This window comes from Hymenobacter sp. PAMC 26628, from assembly GCF_001562275.1.
GTDB lineage: Bacteria > Bacteroidota > Bacteroidia > Cytophagales > Hymenobacteraceae > Hymenobacter.
Genome location: NZ_CP014304.1, coordinates 100,823 through 114,528 on the forward strand (window position 1 = coordinate 100,823; position 13,706 = coordinate 114,528).

Annotated in this window: 18 protein-coding genes; 4 read left to right on the plus strand and 14 right to left on the minus strand. The window is 65.1% G+C overall.

Annotated elements, in window-relative coordinates; all coding sequences use genetic code 11:
• Window positions 1–6 precede the first annotated feature (6 nt).
• From AXW84_RS00770 to AXW84_RS00805, 8 genes are all read right to left on the minus strand, one after another.
• Entirely contained in the window at window positions 7–357 is a 351-nt protein-coding gene (locus AXW84_RS00770; RefSeq protein WP_068227362.1) for a hypothetical protein, read from the minus strand.
• A 118-nt stretch (window positions 358–475) separates the two neighbouring features.
• Window positions 476–976 (minus strand): methylated-DNA--[protein]-cysteine S-methyltransferase, encoded by a 501-nt coding sequence (locus tag AXW84_RS00775; RefSeq protein ID WP_068227365.1) that lies wholly within the window; start codon window positions 974–976, stop codon window positions 476–478.
• 68 nt (window positions 977–1,044) lie between these two features.
• Entirely contained in the window at window positions 1,045–2,235 is a 1,191-nt protein-coding gene (locus AXW84_RS00780; RefSeq protein ID WP_068227367.1) for an amine oxidase, read from the minus strand.
• 323 nt (window positions 2,236–2,558) lie between these two features.
• Complete coding sequence (locus AXW84_RS00785; protein WP_068227369.1) at window positions 2,559–3,476, minus strand: cation diffusion facilitator family transporter; 918 nt, start codon at window positions 3,474–3,476, stop codon at window positions 2,559–2,561.
• Window positions 3,477–3,482: 6 nt separating this feature from the next.
• Entirely contained in the window at window positions 3,483–3,938 is a 456-nt protein-coding gene (locus AXW84_RS00790) for a response regulator (RefSeq protein WP_082774077.1), read from the minus strand.
• 5 nt (window positions 3,939–3,943) lie between these two features.
• The gene (locus AXW84_RS00795; protein ID WP_068227373.1) at window positions 3,944–4,954 is read right to left on the minus strand and encodes a PAS domain-containing protein; all 1,011 of its coding nucleotides are present in this window, start codon (window positions 4,952–4,954) and stop codon (window positions 3,944–3,946) included.
• Window positions 4,917–5,726, minus strand: a complete 810-nt coding sequence (locus AXW84_RS00800; protein WP_068227375.1) for a PAS domain-containing protein — start codon at window positions 5,724–5,726, stop codon at window positions 4,917–4,919. The genes AXW84_RS00795 and AXW84_RS00800 overlap by 38 nt, the downstream gene beginning before the upstream one ends.
• Before the next feature lie 30 nt (window positions 5,727–5,756).
• Complete coding sequence (locus AXW84_RS00805) at window positions 5,757–6,434, minus strand: hypothetical protein (protein ID WP_068227378.1); 678 nt, start codon at window positions 6,432–6,434, stop codon at window positions 5,757–5,759.
• A gap of 391 nt (window positions 6,435–6,825) precedes the next feature.
• On the opposite strand from AXW84_RS00805, the gene AXW84_RS00810 reads away from it, so the two are divergent.
• Window positions 6,826–8,229: an APC family permease gene (locus AXW84_RS00810; protein ID WP_068227380.1), complete on the plus strand. Its 1,404-nt coding sequence runs from the start codon at window positions 6,826–6,828 to the stop codon at window positions 8,227–8,229.
• 67 nt (window positions 8,230–8,296) lie between these two features.
• On the plus strand, window positions 8,297–8,842 hold the full coding sequence (locus tag AXW84_RS00815) for a hypothetical protein (protein WP_157886733.1): 546 nt from the start codon (window positions 8,297–8,299) through the stop codon (window positions 8,840–8,842).
• Window positions 8,843–8,906: 64 nt separating this feature from the next.
• On the opposite strand, the gene AXW84_RS00820 is transcribed toward AXW84_RS00815, so the two are convergent.
• The 6 genes from AXW84_RS00820 to rocD form a co-directional block, all read right to left on the minus strand.
• The gene (locus AXW84_RS00820) at window positions 8,907–9,218 is read right to left on the minus strand and encodes a hypothetical protein (RefSeq protein WP_068227385.1); all 312 of its coding nucleotides are present in this window, start codon (window positions 9,216–9,218) and stop codon (window positions 8,907–8,909) included.
• 23 nt (window positions 9,219–9,241) lie between these two features.
• The gene (locus tag AXW84_RS00825; protein ID WP_068227386.1) at window positions 9,242–9,448 is read right to left on the minus strand and encodes a hypothetical protein; all 207 of its coding nucleotides are present in this window, start codon (window positions 9,446–9,448) and stop codon (window positions 9,242–9,244) included.
• Window positions 9,449–9,480: 32 nt separating this feature from the next.
• On the minus strand, window positions 9,481–9,996 hold the full coding sequence (locus tag AXW84_RS00830) for a GNAT family N-acetyltransferase (protein ID WP_236943212.1): 516 nt from the start codon (window positions 9,994–9,996) through the stop codon (window positions 9,481–9,483).
• A 1-nt stretch (window position 9,997) separates the two neighbouring features.
• Window positions 9,998–10,990 (minus strand): porphobilinogen synthase, encoded by a 993-nt coding sequence (gene hemB / locus AXW84_RS00835; protein ID WP_068227388.1) that lies wholly within the window; start codon window positions 10,988–10,990, stop codon window positions 9,998–10,000.
• A 91-nt stretch (window positions 10,991–11,081) separates the two neighbouring features.
• Window positions 11,082–11,666, minus strand: a complete 585-nt coding sequence (locus tag AXW84_RS00840; protein ID WP_157886734.1) for a hypothetical protein — start codon at window positions 11,664–11,666, stop codon at window positions 11,082–11,084.
• 17 nt (window positions 11,667–11,683) lie between these two features.
• Window positions 11,684–12,940, minus strand: coding sequence for an ornithine--oxo-acid transaminase (gene rocD / locus AXW84_RS00845; RefSeq protein ID WP_068227391.1), 1,257 nt, complete (start codon window positions 12,938–12,940; stop codon window positions 11,684–11,686).
• A 128-nt stretch (window positions 12,941–13,068) separates the two neighbouring features.
• Between rocD and AXW84_RS00850 the strand changes: the two genes are divergently transcribed.
• Together AXW84_RS00850 and AXW84_RS22900 are read left to right on the plus strand one after the other, a co-directional pair.
• Window positions 13,069–13,458, plus strand: a complete 390-nt coding sequence (locus AXW84_RS00850; RefSeq protein WP_068227394.1) for a RidA family protein — start codon at window positions 13,069–13,071, stop codon at window positions 13,456–13,458.
• Window positions 13,448–13,648 (plus strand): DUF5522 domain-containing protein, encoded by a 201-nt coding sequence (locus AXW84_RS22900; protein ID WP_071889708.1) that lies wholly within the window; start codon window positions 13,448–13,450, stop codon window positions 13,646–13,648. The genes AXW84_RS00850 and AXW84_RS22900 overlap by 11 nt, the downstream gene beginning before the upstream one ends.
• Window positions 13,649–13,706 lie beyond the last annotated feature (58 nt).

Here is a 13,706-nt window from a genome sequence, read left to right on the forward strand (position 1 = left end):
TTACCCCTAAAATCCTGTTTGTTTACCCTCCCGCTGCTTTCGTCTGACCCACATCAAGAGGTAAGCAGATACCGTGGTAAGTATTGGTGCTAGCCCTATCAGCATGTTTATCAAAGTCATGTTCATGAAATAAGGCCATCCGCTAGTTAGATAAGTTGCTAAACCAATAGTTGTTAGGTAGACAGCAGTCAACACCGCTTTTTCGGCATAGGGCAACGGAATGACCAGCACCACTACGAGGAAGAGCAGCAGGGACCCCGCGAAGAGGAAAACAGTCGTCAATACCTCTTCCCCATGAGCAAATGCCCAGGTGGGCAGGAGCATAAACAACAGCAGCGCCTTTAGTCGTTGGCTCATGGATGAATGTACGCTAGATGGGTAATTGCCTCTCTCCGCTCTTGTTGCAGTTGAGCTTGTCACGTTTCTTAAACCAACGTTTAATAAACGTTATAAGCTCGGCCACCCAACACTACAATCACCCAAACAGCCCGCCCTGCGCGGGGCGCTCGAAGGCCAAGAGCCAGCGCTTGCGCACCAGGCCGCCCGCGTAGCCGGTGAGGCTGCCGTTGGCCCCGATGACGCGGTGGCAGGGGCAGATGATGGAAATCGGGTTTTGGCCGTTGGCCGCGCCCACGGCGCGCACGGCCCCGGGGTTGCCCAGCAGCTTGGCCACGTCGAGGTACGAGGCGGTGCGGCCGTGGCCGATGCCGGCCAGGGCCCCCCACACCTGCCGCTGGAAATCAGTGCCGATGAGGGGCGCGCAGGTCAGATCAAAATCGCGCAACTCGCCCGCGAAGTAGGCGGCGAGCTGCGCGTGGGCTGGGCGCAGGCACTCGGCCACGTCGGCCGGGGCGGTGGGCACGGCCGCATCGGGGCCCTCCAGGAAGCGCACGGCGTGCAGGCCCGCATCGGAGCCGGTGAGGGCCAGCAGGCCGATGGGCGAGTAGAGGTGGGCGGTGGCGGGCGCGGTCGGCATGGGCAACGGGCAGATTTACCGCAAGAAACGAAATTCTACGGAGCGCATTGCCCGGGGCCCCGGCGGAGCTACAAAACCAGCGCCGGGGCCCGGCGGGGCCGCGCGGCAGCCACCACGGCCTGGGCGTCGAGCAGGGCCTCGGCGCTGGGCTGGTGCAGCACGCGGGCCGGGCCGGGGCGGCCGAGGTCGGCGTCCCACAGGCCCGAGCGGTGCCACTGGTCGAGGTGGTCCCAGTCGGGGCGGTCTACCACGGGGTAGAGGCAGGTACCCCACAGCGGCAGGCCCTCGGCAAGCACGGCGGCGCACTCCTGGCCAATCATGCGGAGCCACACGGGGCGGTCGATGCCCGGGTGGCTGGTTTCGGTGATGGCAAAGGGACGCTCGTAGCGGCGGTAGGCCTCGCGCAGCAACTGGCGCAGGGGGCGCAGGCGCGGGTCGGGCGCGGCGTCGTTCCAGCCCATTATCCAGTGCGGGTTCAGCTGCCACTGGTTGTCGTAGTAGTAGTTGAAGCCCACAATGTCGAGCAGCGCGGGGTGGCCGCCCAGCTCGGGGCACAGGCGCCCGCAGAGGATGTCGGTGGCCTGGAACTGGTTGTTGTGTGCCTCGCGGGCCTCCCGGATTTCGCGGGCCGAGGCCCCAAACCGCGGCGCAATGGCAATGAGCGGCTCGGTGGTGAGGATGCGGATGCCGGGGTCGGCCTCGCGCAGGGCGTTGGCCCCCTCAATGTAGGCGCGCATCAGCTCGTACTTCACCTGCCAGCCGTTGCCGTGGCAGTAGGGCGAAGTGCCGCGGGCGTCGCCGCCGAGCCACGAAATGAAGCTCACCTCGTTGATGGGCGTGACGATGAGCGTGCCCGTGGGCCGCTGGCGGCGGTAAAAATCCACAAATGCCCGGCACAAGGCCGCAAACCGGCGCGCAAACATGGGGTGCAGTGGGGTCAGGTCGTCGGGGTAGCCAAAGTGGCACAGGTCCCACACCTGCTGGATGCCGTGGCGCTGCCCGGCGTCGAGCATGGTTTGCACCGTGCTAAAATCGTACTGGTAGGGTGTTTTTTCGATGTGGGCCCAGCGGATGCCCTCGCGCACGGTGCCGATGTTGAACGGCGCCAGAGCGGCGTAATCTTCGTCAAGCAGGGGCAGGTGGCCGGTGAGGGGCAGGAAATCGACGCGGTTGCCGAAGGCGTTTAGCTGGTCGGTGCATTCGAAGCCGCCCCACCAAAAAGACTGAAAAGGGCTGGCGCCAAGCGTAGTAAAATCCATCGCGAAAGGGGATAGGTGCAATAAAACGGCCGCCCCCGGCCGCCGAGAACGGGGCAGGGGTGGCCTCCTTGTACCTCGAAACCGCCGCCGGGGTTCAAAACCGGGCTCCGGGGCCCCAGCTGAAGTCTTACCAAATAAGCCCTAAAAGGCTATCCAAATAGGACCTGTCATGCTGAGCTTGCGAAGCATCTTATCACCGCTGAACGACCTGTTCTACCTTGACAGGGTGCTTCCTGCGTCAGCACAACAGTCCCTACTCGGATAGCCTCTGAGTCACCCAGACGAGTGAGAAGGAAGCCGGGTTGCTGGCCCCGGGCCCCACGCTACGCGCGGGCTTTGAGGGAAGTGGCTTCCACGAAAATGCGCTTCATTTCGGGGTGCTCGGCCCGGATGTCGTTCTGCAAATTGTCAATTGACTGCTCCACCTCGTCGGCCGTCAGGGCGTCCGCAAAGTCCACGTCGAAGGCCAGCACCACGTCGGTGGGGCCCAGGTACATGGTCAGGGGCGAGCGGATGGTTTCGACGTGGGGCTGGCGGCGGGCAATGGCTTCGAGGCTGGCCAGCGTGTCGGCGTCCACGCCCTGGCCCACCAGCAGGCCTTTGGTGCGGTACACCAGGAACACGGCCACGCCCATCAGCAGCAGCCCGATGGCGATGGAGGCGGCCCCGTCGAGGTAGGGGTTGTTCAGCAAATGCCCGAAAAACACGCCCAGCCCGGCAAACACCAGGCCCACCAGCGCGGCCGAGTTTTCGAGCACCTGGGCAAACGCCGAAGGGTCTTTGCTCGTGCGCAGGGCCTTGAACAGGCCGTCGGTGTGGGTTTCCATGAACGCCTTGATGGACAAGTACGCCGCGAGGCCCTCGAACACCACCGAAAAGCCCAGCACGATGTAGTTCCACTTGGCGTCCTCCATCGGCTCGGGGTGGAGGATGTGCTTGATGCCTTCGTAGAACGACATGCCACCGCCGATGGAAAACACCAGCATGGCCACAATCAACGACCAGAAGTACAGCTCCTTGCTGCGGCCAAACGGGTACTCGGGGCTGGGCGGCAACTGGCTCTGGGCCGTGCCATACAGCAGCAGCCCGCCGTTGCCGGTGTCCACCAGCGAGTGGATGCCCTCGGAAAGCATGGCCGACGAGCCGGTGAAATACGCCGCCACGAACTTGCTCAGCGCGATGGCCACGTTGGTGGCAATGCCCCCGTAGAGGGCTAGTTTGGAAGAATTAGAAGCCGACATAGGGCCCTAAGGTACGGCCGGCCCGGCCTCATGCTCCCAGCCCCATGCCCCCGGCTCGGGCAGGTGCCGCTTGAAATGCTCCCGCAGCAGGGCATCAACCTTGGTGCGGGTCAGGGGCTTGTGCAGCAGGCCGGCGTGGGGTAGGCTGGCGAGGCGGGCTAGGTCGCGGCTGTGCGTGGTAGTGGTGAGCACAATCACACAAATCGGCGGGGCGGGCGGCGGCGGCTGAAACGCTTCTAAAAAATCGATGCCCGACATCATGGGCATGTTAAGGTCGAGCAGCACCAGCTCGGGGCAGGTGGCGGGCGTATCGCAGGCCGTGGCCAGCATGCGCAGGGCCTCCTCGCCGTTGCGGGCTACCAGCACGGCCTCGGCCACGCCGAGCTTGGTGAGCAGGGGCTCGTTGAGGAAATTCGTCGTGTCGTTGTCGTCAACCAGGAGCACGGAAGAGAGCTTTTTCATGGTCATTAAGCGGGGGCATGTACAGTAGCGCCAACGGCCGGGGTGAGTTGGCCGATGGTAAGCTGGAAGCGCTCCACGGACCGCTGCATCATGTCGAGCAGGGTGGGCACCAGGCCGGGGCCCAGGTTGGGTAGCTCCTCGCGGAGCACGTTCAATAGGCCTTCGATGTTGGCGATGGGCTGCTTGAGGTCGTGCGAAGCGGTGTAAATGAACGTGTCGAGGTCCACGTTGGTGCGGATGAGCTGGACATTGGCGGCAGTGAGGCCGGTGTTGGCCTCGGCCAGCGACTGGCGGGCGGCCACCTGCTCGCTCACGTCGGTGGCCACGGCGGCTACGGCCGTAATGGTGCCGTGGGCATCGCGCAGCGGGTGGTACACAAAATTGAGGTACACCGTGGCAAGCTCGCCGTGGCGCAGCACCCGGCCGGGCATCTCGTGGGCGATGTAGGGTTTGCCGGTGGCCCGCACTGCGTCCAGCAACTCCCGAAAGCCCTGGTCGCGGACTTCGGACAGTGCCTCGAACAAAGGCCGGCCCAACACCTGGGCCGCCGGGCGCCCCCAGATGGCTTGCAGGCCCGGATTGCACACCTCCACCACGTAATCGGGACCAGTGAACACGCCCATCGCCACGGGGGCCTGCTCAAACAACTCCTGCTGCCGCTGCCGCTGGGTTTCGCGCTCCCGGCGGGCCAGCACTTGCTCGGCCACGTCGTAGGCAAACACGGAGACGCCAGCGGGTTGGCCGTCCTCCTCGAAGCGCTGGTAGGTAAAGTTAAAGTAATGAATTTTGGGCGGCTGGCCGCTGGGCTGCTCCATCAATAACGGCGCCTCCGTGCCGAAGTACGTCACGCCCGTGTGGTACACGCCGTCCAGCAGGCCCACGAAGCCCTGGCTGGCCGTCTCCGGTGCCACCTCCCCCAGTGGGCGGCCGTGCAGCTCCCGGCTGGGAAACAGCCGCTGGAAGGCGGCGTTGTAGAATTCAATGCGGTGCTGGGGCCCCCGCAGCAAGGCAATCACGGGGGGTGTGCTCGAATACCTGGTAGGAGGCTTCCCGCGCCCGCAGCTGTTTCTCGCGCAGGGCCAGGAGCTCGGCTTGCAGCACCTCGGCCCGCTGGCGGGCCAGCACCTGGGCCGTGGCATCGGTGGCCACCGCCATGAGGCCCGTAATCCGGCCGTCGGGGTCGCGCAGCGGCTGGTACACGAAACTCCAGTACATGGTTTCCAACCGGCCTTCGCGCTGAATCTGGGAAGGGCTTTCGTAGGCCACATAGGGAACGCCGGTTCGCATCACCTCAGCGAGCAGCGGCTCGAAGCCCAGGCCCGCCGTTTCGGGCGCGGCCTCGAACAGGCCCTTGCCCAGCAACTCCCCCACGGGGCGGCCCAGCAGCAGGCCGGTTAGCGGGTTGGCCAGCTCGAACACGTAGCGCGGCCCCCGCAAGATGGCAATGGAAACGGGGGCCTGCTCGAACAGCTCGTACAGGCGCTGCTGCTGCTCGGCCGCCGCCCGGGCCCGGCGGGCATCCTGTACGTGCACGGCCAGGGCGCTGGTGCGGTCGGCCACGCGGCTTTCCAGTTCCTCGTTCAGTCGGCGCAGCTCTTCGTTGAGCCGCAGCACCTGGGCGTGGTCGCGCTCAGCCAGTTGCCGGGCCGTCACCTGCGGGGTCACGTCGTAGGCGAAGTTTAGCACCCCGTCGATGCGGCCCTGCCCGTCGCGCAGGGCCTGATAAAACACGTCGAAGTAACGCAGCTCCAGCGCGCCCGTGCCGTCAACATCGAGCCGGGCCTCCATCCCGGCGGCGTAAAACGGGCGGCCGGTCTGTTACACCTCATCGAACAGCTCGAAGTACTGCTGCCCGGCCAGCTCGGGCAGGGCCTCCCGCAGGGGTCGCCCCTGGATGCGCCGGTCGGGAAACAGCTGCTGGTAGCGCGGGCTTACTAACTCGAACACGTGGGCCGGCCCGCGGTGAATGGTCACCTGGGTGGGCAGCTGCAGCAGTACCTCGTGCAGGTGGGCCCGCCGGGTTTCGGCCTCGGCGCGGGCGGCCTGTTCGCGGGCTTGGCTGGCCCGCAAAGTTGCGGCCACGGCATCGGGCCGGTGGTCGGCGTTGTCGGCGAAGCTCACCACCAGCAGCTCGCCGCTGCGCTGGGCGGCCAGGTGGAAGAAGTTGTCGAGGCCGTCGTGCTGGTAGTTCACGTCGTAGCGGCCGGGAGTGCCCGCCCGGAACGTGTCGAGGTAGAAGGCCAGGATGCCGGTTTCGCGGGTGTGCGGGTACAGGGTAAGGAACGACTCGGCAGGGCACTCGGGCAGTTGCAGCAGCCGCTGGGCGGCCGGGTTGAGGTACACGTAGGCCAGGTCGGCGAGGGCGGCCGGGTCGCTGGGGCCCCCCACGGGCCGGAATACGACGATGCCGGTGAGCGAGACGGCCAGCAGGGCCGGCAGCGCCTCGGCGGGAAACAGGGCGGGGGGAGTGGCCGGGGCGGCCGCAGCAGTAGGCATGGCGTCGGTGCGAACGGAATGGAACGAACTGCACCCCCGTGGGCCAGGCAGTGCGTCTCCACCGCCCGGCCCACGGGGCCGGCGCAACGGGGCGCAATCCATAAAACCAGGGTATGGGAAAGAGTGGAAGCCCGCTTCCTTAACCAGGAAAGCCGGCCCACAGGCAGCCAAAGCGGCGCGGGTCCCCTAAAGATAGTGTATTAATTACCAAGTAATTATTGTTCAGAAAGGGAGGGTGCTGAGCTGGGCTGCGCACCAAGCTTGGCGGGTTGCGGGGCCTCAATGCTGCCGGCCCGGGGCCCAAAAATCTTTTGCGCCCGGGGCGGGCCGCGCGTTCCGCCCCCGCCCGCCAACCGCCCCGCCAAGGGCCGAGGCGCTACTTTCGCGGCATATGTCGCAACCAACTCTGCAGCGCCGCCTGGGCCTTGTGCAAGCCACTGCCCTCAACATGATTGACATGGTGGGCATCGGGCCCTTCGTGACGCTGCCGCTGGTGATGGGCTTCATGGGGCCCAACTTCTTGCTGGCCTGGCTGGTGGGCGCGGCCCTGGCCTCGGTCGATGGCCTGATTTGGAGCGAGCTGGGCGCGGCCTACCCCGCGGCGGGCGGCAGCTACCGCTTCCTCAAGCTGGCCTACGGCGAGCAGAAGTGGGGCCGCTACATGTCGTTCCTCTACGTGTGGCAAACACTCATTCAGTCGCCGCTGGTGCTGGCCTCGGGGGCCATCGGCTTTGCCCAATACTTCGGCTACCTCGTGCCGATGACCGAATGGTGGCAGCCTAAGCTGGTGGCCGGCACGGTGGTGCTGCTGCTCATCGCGCTGCTCTACCGCCGCATCGAGGACATCGGCAAGCTGGGCGTGGCCCTGTGGGTGGGCGTGCTGAGCCTGATGGGCTGGCTGATTTTCGGGGGCCTCACGCACGCCAACCACCCGGTGGCCATCCTGCCCGCGGGCGGCGTGGGGGCCCTGCCGGGCCTGCTCATTTCGGCGGCCATGGGCCAGGCGGCCGTCAAAACCATCTATTCCTACCTGGGCTACTACAACGTGTGCCACCTCGGCGCCGAAATCAAGGGCCCCGAGAAGGTCATTCCGCGCAGCATTTTCCTGAGCATCCTGGGCATCGCGGCCCTGTACCTCTTGCTGAACTGGAGCGTGGGCACGGTCATCGGCTGGGAGGAAGTGCAGGGCTGGCAGGCGGGCACCAGCGACAAGTCGCAGTTCATCATCAGCGTGTTCATGGAGCGGCTGTACGGGCCCGCGGCCGCCACCGTGGCCACGGGCATGGTGCTGCTGGTGGCGTTTGCCTCGCTGTTTGCGGTGCTGCTGGGCTACTCGCGCATCCCCTACGCGGCGGCGGCCGACGGCGAGTTCCTGCCCGTCTTCGCCAAGCTGCACCCCACCAAGCACTTCCCCTACGTGTCGCTGCTGCTGCTGGGCGGCGTGGGCTTCGTGTTCAGCCTGCTGTTTCGGCTGGGCGAGGTCATTTCGGCCATCCTGGCCATGCGTATTCTGGTGCAATTTGTGGGGCAGGCCGTGGGGCTGGTGCTGCTGCGCCGCCGGCGCGGCACCGGGGCCCTGCCGTTCAAAATGCCGCTTTACCCGCTGCCTGTCGTCCTGGCCGTCATCGTGTGGCTGGCCGTATTCGCCGGCATCGCCCCGGTTAAGGTTAGCCTGGGCGGCGTGGCGTTCAAGCTCTACTTCCAGTTGGCCGCCGTGGGCATGATGGCCTTGGGCACGGGGGCCTTCCTGCTGTGGAGCAAGCAACAGGGCAAGTGGCCGTATGAAAATAAATGATTAACGTTGCCAGGTCTGATAATTAACTATTTATACGATGGTTCGCTATTCATTGCTTTTCCTATTTATGTTCCTAGGGATTCGCGGTTCTGCCCAATCGCAAAAGCCCCTGCCGCCCGGTTATTTGCAATGGAGCGCCACCCGGCGCTTGCAGGCCAGCGACTTCCAGTTAAGGGTACGCCCGCAGAATAATTTAAACCAAGGTGTGGGCAACCTAGGGATTGAAATCAACAGGGGCATTGCGGACCTGTTTGGCAAAAGCGCCAACCGCACGGTACAAAACCTGTTTCAACGCACTGGCTCTTACCTCGACTCGACAGACCGTCTGGGCACAGCGTGTCAGATTCGCTACATGCAAATGCTGTGGGACATCAACGAAGTGGCGGCTCGGCGGCTTCGGCAACAGTTGCGGGCCAATGCCAAACGCATCATCCTCATGGGAAAACCAGATGTCAACGACTTGTTCAGGGCTACCTATGAATCTGCTAACCAGCGGCAAATTCAGTACGCCGACGAAACCAAATACGGCTTGTTTCTTGACAAACAGAAAGCCTGGAAAAAACAAATCGAGAACGAGTTACTAGAATTGTCAGCCTTCGCTATACCAGATTAACCCAGCTTGGGGAGCAGCCGCTGCGTGGCCGCGTTTTCCGAGTTCGTGTCCACGCAAAGGTTATTCAACGCGCTGGCTCGGGGCCCGGTAGCTCCAGCGATTCTGGCTGCTGGTAAGGTGAGTAGGCGTACACGAAAACCAGTTCCGTGTTGCGCACTTCGTAGGGCACGGCGTACCGGCGGTCCAGCACGGCCCGGCGTAGCGGGCGGTCGGGCGCAGTCGGGAGGGCGTAAGCCGGGAAAGCCAGCGGAAACGGGGCGATGATGTCGTAAGCAAAATCGACGAGGCGCTTCACCAAGGCCCGGCCTTTGCGGACGTTCTGGGGCCCCGACCATTGTTCCAATTCCAGCAAAGCTTGGATAAAGCCTTGCTGCATAACCAATTCACGACCCGCAACAATCACAAGCCCAGCTCCTTCAAGCCTTGCTCCCAGGTAAGGCGCGGAGAATCAAGCGCGGCTTGAATCTGGTCGTGTAGCTCGGGCAAAGGCAATTCGGGGGCCACCGGATGAAACGAAATGGCGTGGCCCTTACGCAAGCCTTCCAGAATGGTGACGACCATTTCCTCGTCTTCCGGCGTGAGGACATCCAGTACGAACGTTTTCATAACTCAATCTACACAAAACCGCCGGTAGCCGTTCAGCCCATCCACTTCTCGTAGCAAAAAAAGCGCAGCCCCGGCCGAAACGCCAGCTGGATTTCGCCCGCAAACCGGTAGCCCAGCTTGGGGAACAGCCGCTGCGTGGCCGCGTTTTCCGAGTTCGTGTCCACGCGCAACGTGCGCAGGCCCAGGGTCCGGGCTTCGTGCTCGGCTTGTGCCAGCAGGGTCCCGGCCACGCCGCGGCCCTGGGCGTCGGGGGCCACGGCGAGGCGGTGCGTGACGAGGGCGGGCTCGGCGGCGTCCCAGTCAGCGTCGGCGTATTCGGGGTCCTGGTCTTGGGTGAGGGCAGCAACGCCGTCCAGGGCCCCCAGGCGTTCGGCTACCCACAGGTGCTGGCGCTCAATGTCGCGCCGGAACACGGCTTCGTTTGGGTACTCGCTGGTCCACTGCATGTTGCCGGCGGCGTTCATCAGCGGCACTACGGCGCGCACTAGCGCCACAACGGCCGGCAAATCGGCCATCGTGGCGCGGCGAATAGTCAAGTCGGTGGTCATGCTAGCCCTTGCGCAGCGCCTCGGCCGCTTCCTTGGCGAAATAAGTGAGGATGGCGTCGGCTCCGGCGCGCTTGATGCTCAGCAGCACTTCCATCATCGTACGCTCGCCGTCCATCCAGCCGTTCAGGGCGGCGGCCTTGATCATGGCGTACTCACCCGACACGTTGTAAGCCGTCACGGGCAGGTTGGTGCGGTCCTTCACCTCGCGGATGATGTCGAGGTAGCTCAGAGCGGGCTTAATCATCACCATGTCGGCGCCTTCCGCCTCGTCGAGGGCCAGCTCGCGCAGGGCCTCGCGGCGGTTGGCGGGGTTCATCTGGTAGCTTTTCTTGTCGCCTTTTTTGGGGGCCGAGTCCAGCGCGTCGCGGAAGGGGCCGTAGAAAGCTGACGCGTACTTGGCTGTGTAGCTCATGATGCTCACGTGCTGGAACGCGTTGCTGTCCAGCACGTCCCGGATCCAGGCCACGCGGCCGTCCATCATGTCGGAGGGCCCGATGATGTCGGCGCCGGCGCGGGCCTGGGCCAGGGCCATCTGGCCCAGCACCTCCAGCGAGGCGTCGTTGAGGATTTCGCCGGTGTCCACGTCCACTACGCCGTCGTGGCCGTCGCTGCTGTAGGGGTCCATGGCCACGTCGGTCATGATCACCACGTCCGGAAACTGCCGCTTGATGTCGGCTACCGTCTTCAAGTACAGCCCGTCGAGGTTGGCCGACTCGCGCGCCAGCCGGTCCTTCAGGCTGTCGCTGATGCTCGGAAACGGCGCGAACGACTTGATGCCCAACTCCACGCAGCGCCCCACCTCGTCAATCACCGTATCAGCCGAGTAGCGGTAGATGCCGGGCATGGACTTCACTTCCAGCCGTTGGCTGTGGCCTTCGATGAGAAAAAGCGGGAAAATAAAATCGTGGGCCGTAAGGCGGGTTTCCTGCACCATGTCGCGGATTACCTGCGATTTACGGTTGCGGCGGGGACGGTCAACGGGAAGAATCGGCATAGAACTTCGGAAAATGGCAAAGGAGTACAACCGCGCCGGGGCCCTGGAGGTTGCGCCGCCGGGGGCCCAAAGCGTTGCGGGCGCCGCAGAGTTAAGCCTTTTTCTTCGCCGGCTTCTTCGGGCTGAACAGCGTGTAAAGCAAGTATAGCACCACCAGGCCAGCCGCCGTGTAGCCCAGCGCGGTGAAAAAACCGACCCCAAAAATCAGGTTCACCAGCGCTGCCAAGCCCGCCAGCACGGCCAGCACCACGCCCAAGATGAAGAGCACCGTGCGGCCCAAGCCAGCTTCGGCCGTGTGCTGGGTGCGGGCCAGGGCCCCGGCGGCCCGGCGGTGGGGCCGCAGCTGCGCCGGGGCTTCCGGCGCGGCCACCGGATGGGCCAAAGGGCTCAGCGCCAGCAGGTGCTGCGCTTGGCTTCGTACCGACCGGCCAAAGCTTTTGCGGGCCGGGGCCCCCACAGCAGCTACGGCCGCTGGGGTAGCGGTTACCGCTGCTGCTGGGACGGCGGCGGGTGTTTCGGTGGCCACGGGCGGGGCCGGGCGCGGGGTACGCGCCAGGTCCCCGGGGCCCTGGCCAACCGGCGTAGTAAACTGAAAGGCGACCTGCTCGCTCCGGCAACTGACCAACAGGCTCAGCGTGAATAACAAGTAAACCGGGCGCGAGCGTAAAGAAATCATAGGGAGGAGGCCCCGGGCTAAAATTCCCGGATTACGTCCGCAATTACGTCGCAGGCTTCGTGTAGTTGTGCTTCGGTGATGACGAGCGGCGGCGCGAAGCGGATGATGTCGCCGTGCGTGGGTTTGGCCAGCACACCGCGCTCCATCAGGCTCACGCACACGTCCCAGGCCGTGCGGCCGTCAGCGGCAGGCCGGATGACCACCGCGTTGAGCAGGCCACGGCCGCGCACCACCTCCACCGTGCCGGGGCATTCGGCCTGTACCTGGCGCATGCGCTGCCGGAAAACCTCGCCCAGCCGGGCGGCATTCTCGGCCAGCCTTTCGTCGATGAGTACGTCCAGCGCCGCCCGCATCACGGCGCAGGCCAGCGGGTTGCCGCCAAACGTGGAGCCGTGCTGCCCGGGCTGAATCGTAAGCATGATTTCATCATCAGCCAGTACCGCCGACACCGGCAATACGCCGCCGCTCAGGGCCTTGCCGAGGATGAGGATGTCGCCGCGCACCGCCTCGTGGTCGGAAGCCAGCAGCTTGCCCGTGCGCCCCAGGCCGGTCTGGATTTCGTCGGTAATCAACAGCACGTTGTGCTGCTGGCAGAGCGCGGCGGCCTGCGCCAGGTAGCCCACGGCGGGCAGCACCACGCCCGCCTCGCCCTGGATGGGCTCAATCAGAAAGCCGCACACGTGCGGGTCTTGCAGGGCCGCGGCCAGGGCTTCGATGTCGTTGTAAGGCACCACTTGGTAGCCCGGCGCGAAGGGCCCAAAGCCGCCCGTGCTCTCGCCGTCGGTGCTGAAGGAGATGATGCCCGTGGTGCGCCCGTGGAAGTTGTGCTCGGCCACCACGATGCGCGCCTGGTTGGGCGCGATGCCCTTTTCCTGGTAGCCCCACTTGCGGGCCAGCTTGAGAGCCGTTTCCACGGCCTCCGCTCCGGAGTTCATCAGCAGCGCCTTGTCGTACTTAAACAGCTCGCATAGCTGCTGCTCGGCCGGCCCGAGCTGGTCGTTGAAAAACGCCCGCGAGGTCAGCGTCAGCTGCTGCGCCTGCGCCGCCAGGGCCCCAATGATGCGTGGGTGGCAGTGCCCCTGGTTCACGGCTGAGTAGGCCGATAGGAAATCGTAGTAGCGCCGGCCATCCACGTCCCAAAGGTGCACGCCTTCGCCGCGGGCCAGCACCACGGGCAGCGGGTGGTAGTTGTGGGCCCCGTAGCGGTCTTCGAGGGCCATGAGCTGCTCGGCGCGGCTAGCAGTGGCGGGCAGGGCGGGGGCGGGGAATTGCATAGGAAGCGGGAAGAGTGGCGGGTACCCAAAAGTAAGCACGAACGGTGCGGGGCCCCTACCGCCCGCCGGCCACCAAGCGGTGGTGCTTCGAAGGCGCGGGCCGCGCCACCCGCCGTTACCTTTGCCCCATGCAAGCCCTTCACCACCCCAACGCGCCCGCCGCCGTGGGGCCCTACGCGCAGGCCATCGTGGCCGGCGGCTTCGTGTTTTGTTCCGGCCAAACGCCGCTCGTGCCCGCCACCATGCGCATCGAGGCCCTCACCATCGAGGACCAGACCCGGCAGGTGCTGGCCAACCTGGCCACGGTGCTTTCGGCGCAGGGCCTGGGCTTGGCCGACATTGTAAAAACGTCGGTGTTCCTGAAAAACTTCGCCGATTTTGCCCGCATGAACGCCGCATACGCCGAGGTGTTCGGGGCCCACCGCCCGGCCCGCACCACCGTCGAGGTGTCGCGCTTGCCGCTGGAGGCGCTGGTCGAAATCGAGTGCATCGCCGTGCTGCCCACCGATGCCCGCTGAGCCCAAGCGCCCCACGCTGGAAGAGTTTGCCGCCCGGCCTTTGCTCCCCGGCGACCACTACACCACACCCGAGGGCTACCTGGTTTTCACGGCCCAGTACCACCAGCGGCGGGGCTACTGCTGCCGCAACGGCTGCCGCCACTGCCCTTGGAATTTTAGGCCCCCAGGGCCCCCGCCGGCAGGAAAATGAAACGGGTAGTTGGTAATTGGCAGACTTTTACCGATATTTGCGGCCCGTTTCCCTGCTT